Genomic DNA, 17,469 nt, shown 5'->3' with positions numbered 1-17,469 from the left:
CGAAATATGCCGATCAAACACCCTCCTTCCGTCAGTTCCAAAACCACACCTCCTCAACCCCCACACCTCTCCACCAAAAAATCCACAAACGCCCTAACCCGCGCCGGCATCGCCCCTCCCCCCACAAACACCGCATGAATCGGTTCCACATCCCCAGGATTAAATTCCTCCAACAACACCACCAACTCCCCCCGCCTCACCTCCTCCACCACACTAAACGCCCCAATCCTCGCCACCCCCGCCCCCAGCTTCGCCAACTGCGCCAATGCCTCGCCACTATTCCCCTCAATCGTCCCCGCCACTTTCAACGAAAACTCCCGCCCCTCCACCCGAAACGGCCAATCCGGCGCCGCCCTACGGAAGTTGAAGCGCAGGCAGTTGTGTTGCAGTAAATCCTGCGGCGTCACGGGGGTGCCATGCCGTGCCAGGTAGTCCGGTGAAGCAACGATAACCTGCCCGGTAGAGCCGATAAGGCGAGCAGTCAGGGGGCTGTCGGCGAGGGGGCCGAAGCGGATGGCGACGTCGGCCTGGCCGCCGAGAATATCCACCACTTCATCACCGAGCATCAGGTCGACGACGATGGCGGGATAGCGGACGCTGAAGGCGGCGATCAGGGGGACGATGGTCATGCGGCCGTGGGCTAGTGCGGCGCTGACGCGCAGGCGTCCGCGTGGGGCGCCCTGGTCGGTGATGGCATCTTCGACTTCGGCCATGTCGGCGAGGATGCGTCGGGCGCCGCGCAGGTAGGCTTCGCCTTCGGCGGTGAAGGTGATGGCGCGGGTGGTGCGCAGTAGCAGACGGGTGCCGATGCGCTGTTCGGTGCGGGTAATGATGCGGCTTATGGCCGATGGGGTCAGCCCCAAGGCCCTGGCCGCGCCCGACAGGCTGCCGTGCTCGGCGACCATGGTGAACACTTCCATCTCTCCCGAACGCCCGCCGATGTCCATTTGTGCCTCCTGCGCAAAGCTGTAGTTCCCAACCAAGGGCTACTGCTGCAAAAGGCAGGATTGTAGCATTTGGCTCACAGATGAGGAGTCACCCATGCGTATCAATCCCCCCCTTGTAGCATTGTCCGTCGGTGCCTTTGGCATCGGGGTCACAGAGTTTGCCCCTATGGGCATGTTGCCCGGTATCGCCGCTGATCTTGATGTTTCCATTCCCGCTGCAGGGCTGTTGGTAAGCGCCTACGCCATGGGCGTGTTGATCGGCGCGCCGATCATGACCCTGGCGACGGCCAGGGTGCCCCGCCGGTATCTGCTGATCGGGCTGATGGCGATTTTTACCCTGGGTAATTTGCTGTCGGCACTGGCCAGCAACTACCAGACATTGATGATCGCCAGGCTGGTGACGTCGCTCAATCACGGAGCGTTCTTTGGGATTGGCTCGATTGTGGCCGCGAGCCTGGTGGCGCCCGAGAAGCGCGCGGGGGCAGTGGCGGCGATGTTTATGGGGCTGACCCTCGCAACCATTGGCGGCGTGCCTCTGGCGACCTGGTTTGGCGAAAACTTTGGTTGGCGTACCGCGTTCTGGGGCATCAGTGGGCTTGGCGCGGTGGTCATGGCGGCGCTGTGGTGGGCCTTGCCCAATGCGCCGGCGCCCAAAGGCGGCGGGCTGATGGCGGAAATCCGTGTGCTGGGTCGCGGGCCGGTGCTGGCGGCGTTGGCGCTGACAGTAGTGGGCTCGAGTGCGATGTTTACGGTATTTACCTACATCGCGCCGATTCTGCGGGACGTTACCCACGCTTCGACCAACTTCGTCACCGGGATGCTGGTGCTGTTCGGCATCGGCCTCACCCTGGGCAATGTGTGGGGTGGCAAGTCTGCGGACCGCTCGGTGGACCGCACCTTGATCATCTCGCTGGTGGTGTTGATTGCCGTGCTGTTGGCCTTTTCGGTGCTCATGCAATGGCCGTTGCCCGCTGCACTGTCGATCCTACTGTGGGGCGCTGCCAGCTTTGCTCTGGTGCCGCCGCTGCAGATGCGGGTGATGGAGGCCGCCAAAGATGCGCCTAACCTGGCTTCGGCGATGAACATCGGTGCGTTCAATTTTGGGAATGCGATTGGTGCGGCATTGGGTGGCGCGGTGATCAATGCCGGGCTGGGCTACCCGGCCATATCCCTGGCAGGCGCACTGATGGCGGGCCTGGGCTTGCTGATGGTATTGGGGCTGAGCTGGCGTTCGCGGCGGGCCGACTCACGCGCTGGTCAGGAGACGGTGCAAGCCTGAGTAGCGTGCAGGTTGTTCGTCTAGACTTCATGCACCTTTCAACCCGAGGAGCCTTGCGATGAACAACAAGAATACGATTTGCCTCTGGTACAACGGCGATGCCCTGGAGGCAGCGACCTTCTACGCGCAGACCTTCCCCAACAGCGAAGTAAAGGCCGTACACCGTGCGCCTGGCGACTACCCATCCGGCAAGCAGGGTGATGAGTTGACTGTGGAATTCACCGTACTGGGTATCCCCTGCGTGGGCCTCAATGGCGGCCCCCTGTTCAAGCACAGTGAGGCGTTTTCCTTTCAGGTGTCTACCGAGGATCAGGAGGAAACCGACCGTTTATGGCATGCCATCATCGACAACGGTGGGCAGGCGAGCGCTTGCGGTTGGTGCAAGGACAAGTGGGGGCTGTCGTGGCAGATCTCGCCGCGGGTGTTGGTCGATGCAGTTACCAGTAAAGATCCTGCCGTCGCCAAGCGTGCATTTGAAGCGATGATGACCATGACCAAAATCGACATCGCTGCCATCGAAGCCGCCATTGCCGGAAACTGAACGGTGGGAGCGCTCGAGCCTTGGCGAGGCCGCGATGGCGGTGGGTCAGGCAGCGTAACAGCAGACAGCAACCACGATGCGAAGCGAGTCGCTCTTGATCTTAGGCGCCCCGTTAAACCGCGCTGGCGGATTACGGGCACACCGAGCCTAGGCGAGGTGCCGAGTGGTGGGGCAAGAGCGTTTTGCTTACTTTGGCCTGGGCCGGCATCCCGGCTTTTGCAAAGTGAGCCGCCGTCAGGGCGGAACCATCGGTGGCCGTTACCTTAATAATGGATATGTACTCGGTCAGATCCAATATCCCGGTCGGCTGGCAGACCGCCTTCGCAGGCAAGCCAGCTCCCACATTTGAATCGCGGCGCGTTAGTTAGATCGACGCCGGCTGTCAGGCCGTCACGGGAGCAAGCTCCCTCGCCACAGGTTCAGCGTCGCACCAAATTTGTGTAGATACCTATGACCATCGCAGGCAAGCCAGCTCCTACATCTGGATTGCGCGCCCTCCCCCATGCGGCAAAAAAAGTCATACAACGGACGCCCGGTTGCGACACCGTCAATACCGGCCTATGTTCCAAGCCATGCTGTTTTTTTGCTGTCCCCCGCCCTGCGCCCATCCCGTAACCAGGAGACGACATGCCCACCCCTTCACGCCCTGCTGTACTTGAGCTGATCGGCAACACCCCGCTGGTCAAGGTCAGCCGCTTCGATACCGGCCCCTGCACGCTGTTTCTCAAGCTTGAATCGCAAAATCCCGGCGGTTCCATCAAGGACCGCATCGGCCTGGCGATGATCGACGCCGCTGAACGCGACGGTCGTTTGCGCCCTGGCGGTACCATCATTGAAGCCACCGCCGGCAATACCGGCCTGGGCCTGGCGCTGGTGGGCCGGGCCAAGGGTTACCGGGTGGTGTTGGTGGTGCCCGACAAGATGTCCACGGAAAAGGTGCTGCACCTCAAGGCCATGGGCGCCGAGGTGCATATCACCCGCTCCGATGTGGGCAAGGGCCATCCCGAGTATTACCAGGACGTGGCGGCACGCTTGGCCAAAGATATTCCAGGCTCGTTCTTCGCCGACCAGTTCAATAACCCGGCCAACCCCTTGGCCCACGAGACCAGCACCGCGCCGGAGATCTGGGCGCAGACCCAGCACGACGTAGACGCCATTGTGGTGGGCGTCGGCTCGGCCGGCACGCTCACCGGTTTGACGCGGTTCTTCAAGCGCGTGCAACCCGAACTGGCCATGGTGCTGGCCGACCCGGTCGGTTCGGTGATGGCCGAATACAGCCGCAGCGGCACGCTGGAAACCCCCGGCTCCTGGGCCGTTGAAGGCATCGGCGAAGACTTCATCCCTTCGATTGCCGACCTGTCCAGCGTGCGCCACGCCTACTCCATCAGTGATGCAGACAGCTTCGACCACGCCCGCCAATTGCTCAAGGCCGAAGGCATCCTCGGCGGCTCATCCACCGGCACACTGCTCGCCGCGGCCTTGCGCTACTGCCGCGAGCAAACCGAGCCCAAGCGCGTGGTGACCTTTGTTTGCGATACCGGTACGCGCTACCTGTCGAAGGTTTACAACGACCAGTGGATGAATGACGCGGGCCTGTTGCAGTACAAGCACTACGGCGACCTGCGCGACCTGATCGCGCGCCGCTTCGAAGACGGCCGCGTGATCAGCGTGAGCCCCGACGACACCCTGCTCACCGCCTTCCAGCGCATGCGCCTGGCGGATGTGTCGCAACTGCCGGTGCTGGTCGATGGCCAGACCCTGGTGGGCGTCATCGACGAGTCCGACATCCTGCTGGGCCTGCACCACGACGCCGCGGATTTTTCCATGAGCGTCGCCAGCGCCATGACCAACACCCTGCACACCCTGGCCCCCAACGCCAGCCTGGCCGAACTGCAGGCTGAACTGGATCGCGGCCTGGTCGCCATCATTGCCGACGCCTCCGGCTTTCACGGCCTGATCACCCGCGTCGATCTGCTTAACCACCTACGGAGATCCCTTGCATGAGCCAGCCCGATAAAAGCGCGTTTGCCACCCGTGTGATCCACGCCGGGCAGTCACCCGACCCGACCACGGGCGCGCTGATGCCGCCGATCTACGCCAACTCCACCTACCTGCAAGACAGCCCCGGCGTACACAAGGGTTTTGACTATGGCCGCTCCCATAACCCCACGCGTTTCGCCCTGGAACGCTGCGTGGCCGACCTTGAAGGCGGCAGCCAGGCATTTGCGTTTGCCTCGGGGCTGGCGGCGATCTCCACCGTGCTGGAACTGCTGGATGCTGGCGCGCATATCGTCTCGGGCAATGACCTGTACGGCGGCACTTTCCGGCTGTTCGACAAAGTGCGCCAGCGCAGTGCCGGGCACCGCTTCAGCTATGTCGACCTCAGCGACTTGTCGGCGTTTGAAGCGTCATTGCAGGACGACACGCGCATGGTCTGGGTCGAAACCCCAAGCAACCCGCTGCTGAGCCTGACCGACCTGCACGCCGTCGCCCGCATCTGCCGTGCCCGCGGGATTATCTGCGTGGCCGACAACACCTTTGCCAGCCCCTGGATCCAGCGCCCGCTGGAGTTGGGCTTCGACATCGTGGTGCACTCCACCACCAAATACCTCAATGGGCATTCTGATGTGATCGGTGGTATCGCTGTTGTCGGTGATAACACTGAATTGGCCGAACGCCTGGGCTTCCTGCAAAACTCCATCGGCGCCATCGCCGGGCCGTTCGATGCCTTCCTGACCCTGCGCGGGGTAAAAACCCTGGCGCTGCGCATGGAGCGCCATTGCAGCAATGCCCTGGACCTGGCCACCTGGCTGGAGCAACAGCCGCAAGTGTCACGGGTTCACTACCCGGGCCTCAAATCCCACCCACAGCACGACCTGGCGAAACAGCAGATGCGCGGCTTTGGCGGGATGATTTCAGTGGACTTGAACAGCGACCTGGCCGGCGCGACGCGCTTTCTGGAAAACGTGAAGATCTTCGCCCTGGCCGAGAGCCTGGGGGGCGTGGAAAGCCTGATCGAGCACCCGGCGATCATGACCCATGCCAGCATCCCGGCGGCGACGCGAGCGCAATTGGGGATTGGCGATGGGCTGGTGCGCTTGTCGGTGGGGGTTGAAGATGTGGAGGATTTGCGCGCCGATCTGGCGCAAGCCTTGGCCCACATCTAACTCAATTTGATCGTTCCCACGCTCCGCGTGGGAACGCATCCGGTGACGCTCTGCGTCACGCTTGGGGACGCAGAGCGTCCCTGACTGCATTCCCACGCGGAGCGTCGGAACGATCATTGTGTATCAGCCCTGGGTGATGTTGGCCCGTGCCGCATGCAGCTTCTTGTAGCTATCGATCAAGCGCAAATGCCGGTCCAGGCCTTCCAGCTTCATGCTGGTCGGCGTCAGCCCATAAAAGCGCACACTGCCGTCGACCGAGCCGATCACCGCGTCCATGCGCTCATTACCGAACATGCGCCGGAAGTTGGCCTCGTAGTCAGCCAGTTCCAGGTCTTCATCCAGTTCCATCTCCAGCACCGCGTTCATCGCCTGGTAAAACAGGCCGCGCTCAACGGTGTTGTCGTTGTACTGCAGGAACATCTCTACGCATTCCTTGGCCTCTTCATACTGCTTCAGCGCCAGGAATATCAGCAGTTTCAGCTCCAGGATGGTCAACTGGCCCCACGCGGTGTTGTCATCGAACTCAATGCCAATCAGCGTAGTGATATCGGTGTAGTCGTCCAGTTCGCTTTCTATCAGACGCTCGACCAACGCCTGCAGCTCCTCCTCGCTGAGGCGGTGCAGGTTGAGGATGTCTTCGCGAAAAAACAGCGCCTTGTTGGTGTTGTCCCAGATCAGGTCATCCACCGGGTAGATTTCCGAGTAGTCCGGCACCAGGATGCGGCAGGCAGTAGCGCCCAGGTGCTCATACACCGCCATGTACGACTCTTTGCCCATGCCTTCGAGGATGCCGAACAGCGTGGCGGCTTCCTGGGCGTTGGAGTCTTCGCCCTGGCCGGAGAAGTCCCACTCGACAAATTCATAATCCGACTGGGCACTGAAGAAGCGCCACGACACTACGCCGCTGGAATCGATAAAGTGCTCGACGAAGTTGTTCGGCTCGGTGACCGCCTGGCCTTCGAAGGTCGGCTGCGGCAGGTCGTTCAAGCCTTCGAAGCTACGGCCTTGCAGCAGCTCGGTGAGGCTGCGTTCCAGCGCCACTTCCAGGCTGGGGTGCGCGCCGAACGAAGCGAACACGCCGCCGGTACGCGGGTTCATCAAGGTCACGCACATCACCGGGAATTCACCGCCCAGGGACGCGTCCTTGACCAGCACCGGAAAGCCCTGGGCTTCCAGGCCTTCGATACCCGCCAGGATGCCCGGGTACTTGGCCAGCACTTCGGCGGGGACGTCCGGCAGCGCAAATTCGCCTTCGATGATTTCGCGCTTCACCGCCCGCTCGAAAATCTCCGACAGGCACTGTACCTGGGCTTCGGCCAAGGTATTGCCGGCGCTCATGCCGTTGCTCAGGTAGAGGTTTTCGATCAGGTTGGACGGAAAATACACCACCTCGCCATCGGACTGACGCACGAACGGCAGGGAGACAATGCCACGGGCTTCGTTGCCGGAGTTGGTGTCGAACAGGTGTGAACCACGCAGCTCGCCCTCGCGGTTGTAGACTTTCAGGCAGTAGGCATCGAGGATTTCACTCGGCAGCTCATCGTTGGGTCCCGGCTGGAACCAACGCTCGTCCGGGTAATGCACGAACGGCGCGTTGGCCAGGTCCTCGCCCCAGAACTGGTCGTTGTAGAAGAAGTTGCAGTTCAGACGCTCGATGAACTCACCCAGGGCCGACGCCAGCGCGCCCTCTTTGGTCGCGCCTTTGCCGTTGGTAAAGCACATCGGCGAATGGGCGTCGCGGATATGCAGCGACCACACGTTGGGCACGATATTGCGCCACGAGGCAATCTCGATCTTCATGCCCAGGCCCGCGAGAATCGCCGACATGTTGGCGATGGTCTGCTCCAGCGGCAGGTCCTTGCCGGCAATGTAGGTGCCTGCTGCGGACGTGGAGTTGGGCATCAACAGCGCCTGGGCATCGGCGTCGAGGTTCTCGACTTCCTCAATCACGAATTCCGGCCCGGCCTGCACCACTTTCTTCACGGTGCAGCGGTCGATGGAACGCAGGATGCCTTGGCGGTCCTTGTCGGAGATATCTGCGGGCAATTCGACCTGGATCTTGAAAATCTGGTTGTAGCGGTTTTCCGGGTCGACGATGTTGTTCTGCGACAGGCGAATATTCTCGGTGGGAATATTGCGCGTCTGGCAGTACAACTTCACAAAGTACGCCGCACACAACGCCGACGAAGCCAGGAAGTAGTCGAATGGCCCCGGTGCCGAACCATCGCCCTTGTAGCGGATGGGCTGGTCGGCAATGACCGTGAAGTCATCGAACTTGGCTTCAAGCCGAAGGTTGTCGAGAAAGTTGACCTTAATTTCCATGCGGGCACACCAGAATAACGAGCTAAACAAATTGGCCGCCATTATGAAGCGTTTCGCCGGGAAGTCTCAGGGTTTTGCGTATGGGCTGCTGATCGGTGCTAATGTCCGCCCTGTGGGAGCGCGTTGCTCCAGTTAGATAATGCTCACCACTGCCAGGACAGGCCATGGAACCGATAGCGCCGAACGCCGCACTGTTGATCATCGATATGCAAAAAGGCATGGCCGATCCCACCCTTGGCCGCCGCAACAACCCAGACGCTGAGCAGCACATACAGCAATTGCTCAATGCCTGGCGCCAGGCGCAACGCCCGATCATTCATGTGCGGCATATCTCCCGCTCTGGCGCTTCGGTGTTCCGGCCAGGCCAGCCCGGCTGTGAGTTCCAGGATGCGCTGCACCCTCTGGCCCATGAGCATGTGGTGGAAAAAAACGTACCGGATGCATTCAGCGCCACGGGCCTGGAGCGCTGGCTGCACCTGCGCTCGATCCAGCAGTTGGTAATCGTCGGGGTCATCACCAACAATTCAGTGGAATCCACCGCACGCTCGGGCGGCAACCTGGGGTTCGACGTGATCGTGGCGGCGGATGCCTGTTTTACCTTCGATCAAACCGACTTGTCGGGACGGCTGTGGGCCGCAGAGGATGTGCATGCGTTGTCGCTCAGTAACCTGGCGATGGACTATGCAAGGGTGTTCAATACCGGGGAAATATTAGATCCATGTAACCCGCGATGCGCTTTTTGATGCAATGCTGCACCTGTGGCGAGGGAGCTTGCTCCCGTGACGGCCTTAAAGCCGCCGCGTGCCTAAATGTGGCCCCGATTCGCCTGCCCCCATCGTTCATGGAAAACGGCTAAAACACCCCGGCATCCTCCAGCATTTGCGGCAACGCCTGCGGCCATACCGTATCGCTCGTCGCGAGCAGCGCCTCTGCCGACCACCAATGATGATCCGCCATCACCTGGGTCTCCTCTACTGTCCATTCGGCCCTGGAAAGCGCGTCGCTGGATGCATGCACAACGAAGTACCGCTCTACTGCCAACACGGTTTCACCGCTGGGTAACATCAACGGGAAACTACGCTCTGCCACGGATTCCCCAACGCTGCTGACCGTGATACCCGTCTCTTCGCGCAACTCACGAATCGCGGCGCTGTGAAAGCTCTCCCCCGCCTCCACGCCACCGCCGGGCGTGGCCCAGTAATCCTGGCCGGCCAGGGCGCCGACGTTATGCACGAAGCGAAACAGCAACACTTGCTGTGCAGGGTTGATGACCAGTAATCGTGCGGCTTTGCGTTCACGCATCTGATTGATTCCTTTCTATAAGAGCCGAAACCATCCAACTCAAAAATGCCCGTAGGCGTGTCGTAAATGCCTCGCCCTCGGCGCTCGGGTTGCGTGCCTCAAACAGGAAGTAGGCGATTTGCACGCGCATGGTCGGGTAATGCTGAACGAACAGCCCGACGTAGTCTTCCAGGGTTTGCGGCCAGGTTTGCGCATCCTCGGCTCGCAGGGTGTGGGTAGCGCGGATCAAGGCCCGCGATGCTTCCCGCTGCAGGTCAAGCCGTGTGCGTTCAGTACTGGCCTGTTCGATGCGCAACAGGTACGCCGTGAGCGCCTGTTCAAAATCGCCGTTGACCGCCAGGGCGATGGCACGGGACGGGCGAAACGGTTCGACGTGCAGTGACAGGTCTTCGCCCCAGAGACAGCGGCAATGATGTTTGAGCCAGAAGCCCCAACTGTTTAGGTTTTCAGGCGTCAACACTTGGGCGCGGTGGCCGATGTCGAAGTCGATCTTGGTGACGCTCGGATGCCGTTGCTCCAAAGCGAGTCGGGCCGACTCCAATTGTTCAAGCACCGGCGCATTCGGTGGTTCGACCAGTATCAGGGAAAGGTCAAGATCAGAAATGCCGATCTCACCTTCGCCCCGTGCGATGCTGCCATACAGGTAGATCCCGTGCAGCCCCAGCTCAGGCCGGGACAAGGTAGCGCAGATGTCCGTCAGCAGGGGCTGGAACTCGGGTTGTATAGGCCCATCAGCGACGGTAAGGATATAGCCGTCGGCATCGATGCCTGCAGGTTTTTGGGTAGTCACGGGCGATGTACCTCAATCACCAACCCTTCCTCTTCCCTCGGCACACTGAAATGGCGAGTGATCAGGTCAAACTCGGCATCAGTGGCGGCAAAATCATGGTCACCTCGGGCATTGCGCGCATGCAGGCGCGCACGACAGGTGGCATCGTCCAGCTCCAGGTAATGCAGGCAGTGCGGCACCTTGGCTGCCTGGGCCAGGCCGAGTAACCATTGACGATTGGCGAGGGTATTGGCCGGAAAATCCAGCACCACATTGACGCCGCACGCCAACAGATCGATCACCAGCGGCTCAAGTACTCCACGAACCTGCTGGGCACAGCGCAGGTAGTCGGCAATGCTCTGGATCTGACCAGGGTAGAGACTGGCCAGCCACTGGTCTTCGCTGAGCACAATGGCTGCGTGCTCGGTGGCGAGGGTCTTGGCGAGTGTGGACTTGCCGGAGGCGATCTTGCCGCATAACAGGTGCAGGGTTGGCATAAAACGATTCCTTGGAGGAGCCCAACAGGATGAGTCATGCAGGTATTATCGTAAACACATCCAGTTGAATCCTCGTTCCCGAGCGAGGTCACTTATCAGGAGACGACAACGCAATTGGAGGTGGTGATGAACCTTGCAATGACACTCTTCAGTCTGTTTGCCGGTTGGATGGCGATTGTGATTTCGATGCTATGGGGTGTGCTGCGAGTGCTGCGCTGGCACCATGCTTAGCACCCGGGACGGTCGCTACTTTGTGGTCAAGGGGCAGCTGTGGCGCTCTACCAATCCGGCGCTGGATGAAGCGACGCGCCAATACTGGGTCAATGAATTGATGGATGCACGCCGGGCGGTCAAGTCAGCCAAGGGCAGCGCCGACCCCGAAGCCTTGAACGCCGCCCGGCAACGGGTGCAGCGTGCCAAGGTGGCATTGGGCGAGCGTGGCCCTGTGTGGTGGGGCGATGGCAGCCCGGATTACAACCGCCGCCAGGTCAAAAATACGCCCTATTGGGCATGGTTCGAGAAACACCTCGACACGCCATCCCAGTGAACTTTCTTACAAGTGCCATGCTCCTTTCCTATGCGAAGTCAGCGCGCCCTGAGCCCAGGGTGCAGAACGATAAGGAGCCGCCACCAACATGACTACCCTCTCCACTTACCCCGTCGTCAGGCCTGGGCCGTTGCATGGCACTTTGCTTGCCGGCACCGTGCCGTTGTTTCTCGGGGCCTTGCTCAGTGATATCGCCTACGGCCAGACCTACCAGATCCAATGGGCCAATTTTGCGTCCTGGCTGATCGCCGGGGCGCTGGTGTTCTGTGGTTTTGCCCTGCTGTTTGCACTGGTCAACCTGGTGCGCGCCGAACACAAGGGCGGGCGCCCGGTGGCGTACTTCCTGCTGTTGCTGGGCACTTGGGTGCTGGGGCTGGTGAACGCCTTTCAACATGCCAAGGATGCCTACGCCATGATGCCTGCTGGCCTGGTGCTGTCGGCGATCGTCACCGTGCTGGCGATTGTCGCCACCTGGATCGGCTTGACCAACCTGCGCTCAGGAGCTGCCCGATGAAACCACTCAACACACTGACCCTGCTCAGCGCCGCCCTGTTGCTGAGTGCCTGTGGCGGCGAAGGTGACAAGACCCAGGCGCGCGGCCCTGACCCCAAGCTGCCCGAACAACAAAGCAGCCTGTTGCCGAGCATGAAGATTGCCGAGCCCACGCCGTGGGGCGATCAAAAGCCCAAGGTACCCGAAGGCTACAGCGTCACCGCCATCGCCACCGACCTTGCGATCCCGCGCCAGACCCTGGTGCTGCCCAACGGCGATATCCTGGTGGCCGAAGGCCGTGGCGGCAGTGCGGCCAAACTCAAGCCCAAGGACGTGATCGCCAGTGTGATCAAGGCCCAGGGCAACACCAAGGTCAAGGGCGGCAACCGCATTACGCTGCTGCGTGACGCCGACGGTGACGGCACCTATGAACTCAAGACGGTATTCGCCGACAACCTCAACGCTCCCTACGGGCTGGCATTCGCCGACGGCAAACTGTACGTGGCCAACCAGGACGCACTGGTGCGCTTTGACTACGCCGACGGCCAAACCAAGGCCAGCGCCCCGCCCGTCAAAGTCACCGACCTGCCGGCGCAGATCAACCATCACTGGACCAAGTCATTGGCCGTCAGTGACGACGGGCGTCAGCTGTACGTGGGCATCGGTTCCAACAGCAACATCACCGAACGCGGCATGGAAGTGGAGATCGACCGCGCAATGGTCTGGCAGATCGATGCCGCCACCGGCGCGCATAAGCCCTACGCTACGGGCCTGCGCAATCCGACGGCGCTGACCATCCAACCGGGCTCAGGGCAACTGTGGACCGTGGTCAACGAGCGCGATGAACTCGGCCCCGACTTGGTGCCAGACTACCTGACGTCGGTGCGTGAAGGTGCCTTCTACGGCTGGCCCTACAGCTACTGGGGCCAGAACGTCGACCCTCGCGCACAACCGCAAAACCCGGCCAAGGTGGCTGCGGCGATCAAACCCGATTACAGCCTGGGCTCCCATGTGGCCGCGCTGGGCGTGGATTTCTCCATCCCTGCCATGGGTGAAAAATTCGCTGACGGCGCGTTTGTCGGCGAGCACGGCAGTTGGAACCGTGACAACCCAGTGGGCTACAAGGTGATCTTCGTACCGTTCAGCAACGGCAAACCGGCGGGCGAGCCCATCGACTTTGCCACCGGCTTCCGCGGCGACGACGGCAAGACCCGTGGGCGTCCAGTGGGGGTGACGGTGGACCCCAAAGGCGCGCTGATCATTGCCGACGACTTGGCCAATACGATCTGGCGCGTCACGCGTAACCAATAACCGCAGATGACAGGGGCTGCAACGCCCCTGTCAGCCGTCACTCTGCAATTGTGCGTCAAGCCAGGCCAACAACGCCGTAATCTCCTCCCGACTGCCCGTCCCTTGCTGCCTGTAGACCGAAATAGCCTCGGGCAAAAACACGCTTTCTGCGCAGGGCCGCACCAGCGCCCCACTCTCTATCAGCCGGCTTGCGGTACGACGCCAACCCATGGCGATACCGTGCCCTTCCACGGCGGCTTGCAACATCAGCGGGTAACTGTCGAAGGTGGCACTGCGTGCATCCCTGGCCAGCGTGTGGCCGAACATCTGCAGCCACTCATTCCACTCCATCAAATGCGGAGGCTCGGAGCTGTGGTGCAGAAAGGTGCAGGGCTTTAATTCAGCCAGTGATAACGGTTGTTCCGGGCAGAGGTAGCTGGGGCTGCACACCGGGAACACCTCGTCGGAGGCGGTGAACATCAGCGTATGGCTGCCACTGGCGCGCCGGGTACTTTGCAGGGCCACATCGAAATGCCCGTCGAACTGGGTGATCGGCCGCGTGCAGGTCACCACCTGGATCTCGATCTGCGGGTATTGCTGGTGGAAGGTCGCGAGACGCGGCATCAACCAATAGAACGCCTCGCATAGCTGGCATAGCAGTACCACGCGATTTCGCTGGGGCGATGTTCTCAGGCTGACCGCGCCCTCACTGATGCTGTGCAAGGCCAGGCTGACCACCCGCCCCAGCTCACGCCCTTCTTGCGTCAGGAACACCCCACGGTTGCGCCGACAAAACAGCTTGACCCCCAGGTTGTCCTCCAGCCCGCGGATCTGCCGACTGACCGCTGCCTGGGTGATGTGCAATTCATCGGCCGCCTTGGAGAAACTCTCCAGGCGCGCCGCCGCTTCAAACGGCAGGAGGCTGGCCAGAGGCGGTAAGGTTTTGCCAAGTGCATTCATAATCTGTGGTTATGCATCCAAGGCTGAAAACTCGTTTGTAGCACACCCGCCGCGCTGGGCACCATGAATCTCTCACTTCATGGATCAGCCTGATGACCAGCGCCCGCACCTCACTCTTTACCGGTGTGATATTTGCCGTTGTCGCCACCCTTGGCTGGGCGCTGAACTTCATTGCGCCCTACGTCACCGGCGTCTACAGCCTCTACGACTTGATGGCCGTACGGTTTCTGATGGCCGGTGGGCTGGGTCTCGTCTGGATCATGGTGTGCAGGGCGCAATTGAGTGTACTCAGCACCGGCCAGTGCGTACTGGCGGCAGCACTGGGCGCACTGGGTTGCCTCGGTTATGGCGCGTGCATTGCTGCCGGCGTGAAGTTCGGCGGCCCGGTGCTGACGCCAGCGTTTGTCGGCATGGTCCCGGTGCTACTGGCGTTGATAGGCAACGCCAGTCACAAGACCCTGCAATGGCGCCAGTTGGTGATGCCGTTGTCCTGCCTCACCATGGGGCTGTTGCTGGCCACGGTCAGCAGCCTCCAACTGCCCGCCTCCGGCACCGGTTCCTGGCTGGCGGCTTTGTGCTTCTCCCTGGGCGCAGTGGCCTTGTGGCTGGGGTTCAGCGTCATCAATCAACAGCAACTGGCGCGCCTGCCAGCCAGCGCAACCGGTCTGTGGACTGCCCTGATGCTGGTAGGCGCAGGCGGCGCGGCGCTGTGCCTGCTGCCATGGCTATACGCGCTGGGCTTGTTCCGGTTGCCGACCCTTGGCGCGGCTTGGAGCCAGGCATGGCCGCTGTATGCCTGGAGCCTGGGCATCGCGGTGATGTCCACGGTGGTCGGCGCCTGGGCCTGGAATGCGGCAACGCGGCGCCTGCCCATGGTACTGAGCGGTCAGTTGATTGCCATGGAATCACTCTTCGCCAGCCTGCTCGGTCTAGGCTTTCACCAGCGCTGGCCGACGCCAATGGAAGCCGTGGGCCTGGCTGCCGTGCTCGTCGGCGTGGTCATGGCGGTTCGTATCCTCCTGGCGCAGGCAAAACCCGCCACAACTCATTAGACCTTAGGGGAGACTCAACCATGACCCATTCAAACGACGCACTGGCACTGCCCCACACCTTTGACTTCCGCACTCAAGCCGTGCGCTGGGGCCAACTGGGTACCCAGGGGCCGGCGCTGGTGATGGTGCATGGCACGCCGTTCTCCTCCCATGTGTGGCGGCGTATCGCGCCCTTGTTTGCCCAGCAGTACCGCGTGTTCTATTACGACCTGCTTGGCTATGGCCAGTCTGAACAGGCGCCGGGCCAGGACGTGTCCCTGGGCGTGCAAAACCTGTTGCTCGCCGCACTGCTACACCATTGGGGCCTGAAACGCCCCCATGTGCTGGCCCATGATTTTGGCGGCGCCACGGCACTGCGCTCGCATCTGCTCGATGGCTGCGACTATGCCAGCCTGACCTTGATCGACCCCGTCGCCATGGCGCCCTGGGGTTCGCCGCTGGTGCAGCATGTGCGCCGCCATGAACAGGCCTTCAGCGACGCGCCGGCCTATATCCATGAGGCGATTGTGCGTGCCTATCTACAGGGCGCCGCCTTCACGCCGCTACCTGCCGAGGTGCTGCTCGCCTACGTCACGCCCTGGACAGGCGAGATTGGCCAGCCCGCCTTCTATCGCCAGATTGCGCAAATGGACCAGCGCTATACCGACCAGATTGAAGACCGGCTCACCGGGCTGCGTTGCCCGGTGCAATTGCTCTGGGGAGAGGAGGACCAATGGATCAACGTGGCACAGGGCGACGCGCTCGCAGGTAGATTAGGTGCACGCTACCTGCGCGTCCCGCGTGCGGGGCATCTGGTGCAAGAGGACGCGCCTGAGGTCATCACCGCTGCCTTGATGACCTTTCTAGGTGGCGTTACAGGTCAGTGATTTCCTTGTGGCGCGGCACCAGCGTCTTCATCACGCTCCAGGCCACCAGGTAAGCCAGGGCGCAGATGGCAAACATGATCATGTAGCCGGTATGGATGTCGTTGATGGACTTGTAATAGTCGAACACCCAGCCACCGATCTTGGTCATGAGCACGCCACCCAGGCCACCGGCCATGCCGCCAATGCCGACCACCGAGGCCACGGTTTTCTGCGGGAACATATCGGATACGGTGGTGAAAATGTTGCATGACCACGCCTGGTGTGCCGAAGCGCCCACACCGATCAGCAGCACCGGCACCCAGAAGCTGAGGTAACCCAACGGCTGCGCCAGCAACACCACCAGCGGGAACAGCGCAATCACCAGCATGGCTTTCATGCGCCCGTCATAGGGGGCATCGCCGCGCGCCATGAAGTAGCTGGGGAACCAGCCGCCGCCAATACTGCCGACCATGGTCATGCTGTACAGCACCGCCAGCGGCATCACGATATCGGCGCCTTTCATGCCGTATTGGGCAGACAGGTAGGTGGGCAACCAGAACAGGAAAAACCACCACACGCCGTCTGTCATGAACTTGCCGAAGGCAAACGCCCAGGTCTGGCGGTAGGTCAATAGTTTGAACCAGGAGACTTTCTTCCCTGCGGTGCCCGTTGGTGCCGGGGTAAATGGTTGTACGGTCTGGTCGCTACGGATGTAGGCCAGTTCCTCAGGTGACAGGCGTTTTTGCTGTTCCGGTTTTTCATACACAGCGGCCCACACGGCTACCCAGACAAAACCCAGCATGCCAATGACCATAAACGCTGCCTCCCAGCCCCACATACCAGCAATCAGTGGCACACAGATTGGCGCCAGGATCGCACCGACGTTGGCCCCGGAATTGAAGATGCCGGTGGCCAGGGAGCGTTCTTTCTTGGGGAAATATTCGGCAGTGGCCTTGATCGCGATCGGGAAGTTACCCGCTTCGCCAATCGCCAACACAGCCCTTGAGAGCATGAAACCGGCAATGGACACCGGGATTACGGCCAGGCCAATGGCACCACTGACCGCCGCGATGCCCTCGCCCATCGGCACCGAAAACGCATGCATGATCGCGCCAGTGGACCAGATGCCAATGGCTACCATATAGGCGGCCTTGGTGCCGATCCTGTCGACGAAGCGCCCGGCAAACAGCATGGAAATGGCGTAGACAAACTGGAACACCGCCGCGATGTTGGCGTAATCGGTGTTGCTCCAGCCAAACTGCGTTGACAGTTGCGGTGCCAAGAGGCTGAGCACCTGGCGGTCGAGGTAATTGACCGTGGTCGCGAAAAACAACATCGCGCAGATCGTCCAGCGATAGCTGCCGACCGCCTGGCCGACACGAAGGGCACTGATGGGCTCGTTCAGATTCATGGCATCACTTTTTATTTTTGTTAGGTAGGACATATGTAACGTCATATG

The 17,469-nt window shown here is 61.3% G+C and carries 17 protein-coding genes; 10 read left to right on the top strand and 7 right to left on the bottom strand.

All coding sequences use genetic code 11. The features are described 5' to 3' along the window. Nucleotides 1–53: 53 nt before the first annotated feature. Nucleotides 54–947 carry a LysR family transcriptional regulator gene (locus tag ACTJLA_RS16920; RefSeq protein WP_314543246.1) on the bottom strand — a complete coding sequence of 298 codons (894 nt, stop codon included), beginning with the start codon at nucleotides 945–947 and terminating at the stop codon, nucleotides 54–56. Nucleotides 948–1,041: 94 nt separating this feature from the next. Here ACTJLA_RS16920 and ACTJLA_RS16915 point away from each other — a divergent pair, with 94 nt between their 5' ends. From ACTJLA_RS16915 to ACTJLA_RS16900, 4 genes are all read left to right on the top strand, one after another. Then, entirely contained in the window at nucleotides 1,042–2,226 is a 1,185-nt protein-coding gene (locus tag ACTJLA_RS16915; protein ID WP_314543244.1) for an MFS transporter, read from the top strand. A gap of 58 nt (nucleotides 2,227–2,284) precedes the next feature. Continuing rightward, nucleotides 2,285–2,767 (top strand): VOC family protein, encoded by a 483-nt coding sequence (locus ACTJLA_RS16910; RefSeq protein ID WP_073452359.1) that lies wholly within the window; start codon nucleotides 2,285–2,287, stop codon nucleotides 2,765–2,767. A gap of 627 nt (nucleotides 2,768–3,394) precedes the next feature. Further along, the gene (locus ACTJLA_RS16905) at nucleotides 3,395–4,771 is read left to right on the top strand and encodes a cystathionine beta-synthase (protein WP_314543240.1); all 1,377 of its coding nucleotides are present in this window, start codon (nucleotides 3,395–3,397) and stop codon (nucleotides 4,769–4,771) included. Continuing rightward, on the top strand, nucleotides 4,768–5,934 hold the full coding sequence (locus ACTJLA_RS16900; RefSeq protein WP_314543238.1) for a cystathionine gamma-synthase: 1,167 nt from the start codon (nucleotides 4,768–4,770) through the stop codon (nucleotides 5,932–5,934). The genes ACTJLA_RS16905 and ACTJLA_RS16900 overlap by 4 nt, the downstream gene beginning before the upstream one ends. Nucleotides 5,935–6,057: 123 nt before the next feature. On the opposite strand, the gene ACTJLA_RS16895 is transcribed toward ACTJLA_RS16900, so the two are convergent. Continuing rightward, nucleotides 6,058–8,256: an OsmC domain/YcaO domain-containing protein gene (locus ACTJLA_RS16895; protein ID WP_314543236.1), complete on the bottom strand. Its 2,199-nt coding sequence runs from the start codon at nucleotides 8,254–8,256 to the stop codon at nucleotides 6,058–6,060. A gap of 164 nt (nucleotides 8,257–8,420) precedes the next feature. Here ACTJLA_RS16895 and ACTJLA_RS16890 point away from each other — a divergent pair, with 164 nt between their 5' ends. After that, nucleotides 8,421–8,999 carry a cysteine hydrolase family protein gene (locus ACTJLA_RS16890; protein WP_057975776.1) on the top strand — a complete coding sequence of 193 codons (579 nt, stop codon included), beginning with the start codon at nucleotides 8,421–8,423 and terminating at the stop codon, nucleotides 8,997–8,999. Between the two features lie 109 nt (nucleotides 9,000–9,108). Here the strand turns inward: ACTJLA_RS16890 and ACTJLA_RS16885 are convergent, their stop codons facing one another. Genes ACTJLA_RS16885 through ACTJLA_RS16875 form a run of 3 tightly spaced genes read right to left on the bottom strand, consistent with a single transcriptional unit; the run spans nucleotide 9,109 to nucleotide 10,824 of the window. Then, the gene (locus ACTJLA_RS16885) at nucleotides 9,109–9,558 is read right to left on the bottom strand and encodes an NUDIX hydrolase (RefSeq protein ID WP_314543232.1); all 450 of its coding nucleotides are present in this window, start codon (nucleotides 9,556–9,558) and stop codon (nucleotides 9,109–9,111) included. Further along, nucleotides 9,551–10,348: a nucleotidyltransferase domain-containing protein gene (locus tag ACTJLA_RS16880; protein ID WP_314543229.1), complete on the bottom strand. Its 798-nt coding sequence runs from the start codon at nucleotides 10,346–10,348 to the stop codon at nucleotides 9,551–9,553. Before ACTJLA_RS16880 ends, ACTJLA_RS16885 begins: the two co-directional genes overlap by 8 nt. Further along, on the bottom strand, nucleotides 10,345–10,824 hold the full coding sequence (locus ACTJLA_RS16875; RefSeq protein ID WP_314543227.1) for an ATP-binding protein: 480 nt from the start codon (nucleotides 10,822–10,824) through the stop codon (nucleotides 10,345–10,347). Before ACTJLA_RS16875 ends, ACTJLA_RS16880 begins: the two co-directional genes overlap by 4 nt. A gap of 223 nt (nucleotides 10,825–11,047) precedes the next feature. Here ACTJLA_RS16875 and ACTJLA_RS16870 point away from each other — a divergent pair, with 223 nt between their 5' ends. From ACTJLA_RS16870 to ACTJLA_RS16860, 3 genes are all read left to right on the top strand, one after another. Then, complete coding sequence (locus ACTJLA_RS16870) at nucleotides 11,048–11,371, top strand: hypothetical protein (RefSeq protein ID WP_314543225.1); 324 nt, start codon at nucleotides 11,048–11,050, stop codon at nucleotides 11,369–11,371. Nucleotides 11,372–11,459: 88 nt separating this feature from the next. After that, complete coding sequence (locus ACTJLA_RS16865; protein WP_054921373.1) at nucleotides 11,460–11,885, top strand: DUF2231 domain-containing protein; 426 nt, start codon at nucleotides 11,460–11,462, stop codon at nucleotides 11,883–11,885. Further along, nucleotides 11,882–13,174, top strand: coding sequence for a PQQ-dependent sugar dehydrogenase (locus tag ACTJLA_RS16860; protein WP_014718638.1), 1,293 nt, complete (start codon nucleotides 11,882–11,884; stop codon nucleotides 13,172–13,174). Before ACTJLA_RS16865 ends, ACTJLA_RS16860 begins: the two co-directional genes overlap by 4 nt. 30 nt (nucleotides 13,175–13,204) lie before the next feature. On the opposite strand, the gene ACTJLA_RS16855 is transcribed toward ACTJLA_RS16860, so the two are convergent. Beyond that, nucleotides 13,205–14,113, bottom strand: a complete 909-nt coding sequence (locus tag ACTJLA_RS16855; protein WP_314543220.1) for a LysR substrate-binding domain-containing protein — start codon at nucleotides 14,111–14,113, stop codon at nucleotides 13,205–13,207. 92 nt (nucleotides 14,114–14,205) lie between these two features. Here ACTJLA_RS16855 and ACTJLA_RS16850 point away from each other — a divergent pair, with 92 nt between their 5' ends. Next, on the top strand, nucleotides 14,206–15,165 hold the full coding sequence (locus ACTJLA_RS16850) for a DMT family transporter (protein WP_314543218.1): 960 nt from the start codon (nucleotides 14,206–14,208) through the stop codon (nucleotides 15,163–15,165). 20 nt (nucleotides 15,166–15,185) lie between these two features. Beyond that, complete coding sequence (locus tag ACTJLA_RS16845) at nucleotides 15,186–16,031, top strand: alpha/beta hydrolase (protein WP_314543216.1); 846 nt, start codon at nucleotides 15,186–15,188, stop codon at nucleotides 16,029–16,031. Here ACTJLA_RS16845 and ACTJLA_RS16840 read toward each other — a convergent pair. After that, nucleotides 16,018–17,421 (bottom strand): MFS transporter, encoded by a 1,404-nt coding sequence (locus tag ACTJLA_RS16840; RefSeq protein WP_060764253.1) that lies wholly within the window; start codon nucleotides 17,419–17,421, stop codon nucleotides 16,018–16,020. The two genes, ACTJLA_RS16845 and ACTJLA_RS16840, sit on opposite strands and share 14 nt — an antisense overlap. Nucleotides 17,422–17,469: the final 48 nt, after the last annotated feature.

Origin of the sequence: Pseudomonas sp. 22072, from assembly GCF_052046095.1 — a bacterium.
GTDB classification, from domain to species: domain Bacteria; phylum Pseudomonadota; class Gammaproteobacteria; order Pseudomonadales; family Pseudomonadaceae; genus Aquipseudomonas; species Aquipseudomonas paracarnis.
The sequence above is the reverse complement of the archived record's forward strand: the minus strand, read 5'-3'. Positions and strand labels throughout refer to the sequence as shown.

What these genes read in the sequence shown, in the direction of transcription:
- ACTJLA_RS16920 (WP_314543246.1), bottom strand. Translation starts at nt 947, where the DNA reads ATGGACATCGGCGGGCGTTCGGGAGAGATGGAAGTGTTCACCATGGTC.
- ACTJLA_RS16915 (WP_314543244.1), top strand. Translation starts at nt 1,042, where the DNA reads ATGCGTATCAATCCCCCCCTTGTAGCATTGTCCGTCGGTGCCTTTGGC.
- ACTJLA_RS16910 (WP_073452359.1), top strand. Translation starts at nt 2,285, where the DNA reads ATGAACAACAAGAATACGATTTGCCTCTGGTACAACGGCGATGCCCTG.
- ACTJLA_RS16905 (WP_314543240.1), top strand. Translation starts at nt 3,395, where the DNA reads ATGCCCACCCCTTCACGCCCTGCTGTACTTGAGCTGATCGGCAACACC.
- ACTJLA_RS16900 (WP_314543238.1), top strand. Translation starts at nt 4,768, where the DNA reads ATGAGCCAGCCCGATAAAAGCGCGTTTGCCACCCGTGTGATCCACGCC.
- ACTJLA_RS16895 (WP_314543236.1), bottom strand. Translation starts at nt 8,256, where the DNA reads ATGGAAATTAAGGTCAACTTTCTCGACAACCTTCGGCTTGAAGCCAAG.
- ACTJLA_RS16890 (WP_057975776.1), top strand. Translation starts at nt 8,421, where the DNA reads ATGGAACCGATAGCGCCGAACGCCGCACTGTTGATCATCGATATGCAA.
- ACTJLA_RS16885 (WP_314543232.1), bottom strand. Translation starts at nt 9,558, where the DNA reads ATGCGTGAACGCAAAGCCGCACGATTACTGGTCATCAACCCTGCACAG.
- ACTJLA_RS16875 (WP_314543227.1), bottom strand. Translation starts at nt 10,824, where the DNA reads ATGCCAACCCTGCACCTGTTATGCGGCAAGATCGCCTCCGGCAAGTCC.
- ACTJLA_RS16870 (WP_314543225.1), top strand. Translation starts at nt 11,048, where the DNA reads ATGCTTAGCACCCGGGACGGTCGCTACTTTGTGGTCAAGGGGCAGCTG.
- ACTJLA_RS16865 (WP_054921373.1), top strand. Translation starts at nt 11,460, where the DNA reads ATGACTACCCTCTCCACTTACCCCGTCGTCAGGCCTGGGCCGTTGCAT.
- ACTJLA_RS16860 (WP_014718638.1), top strand. Translation starts at nt 11,882, where the DNA reads ATGAAACCACTCAACACACTGACCCTGCTCAGCGCCGCCCTGTTGCTG.
- ACTJLA_RS16855 (WP_314543220.1), bottom strand. Translation starts at nt 14,113, where the DNA reads ATGAATGCACTTGGCAAAACCTTACCGCCTCTGGCCAGCCTCCTGCCG.
- ACTJLA_RS16850 (WP_314543218.1), top strand. Translation starts at nt 14,206, where the DNA reads ATGACCAGCGCCCGCACCTCACTCTTTACCGGTGTGATATTTGCCGTT.
- ACTJLA_RS16845 (WP_314543216.1), top strand. Translation starts at nt 15,186, where the DNA reads ATGACCCATTCAAACGACGCACTGGCACTGCCCCACACCTTTGACTTC.
- ACTJLA_RS16840 (WP_060764253.1), bottom strand. Translation starts at nt 17,421, where the DNA reads ATGAATCTGAACGAGCCCATCAGTGCCCTTCGTGTCGGCCAGGCGGTC.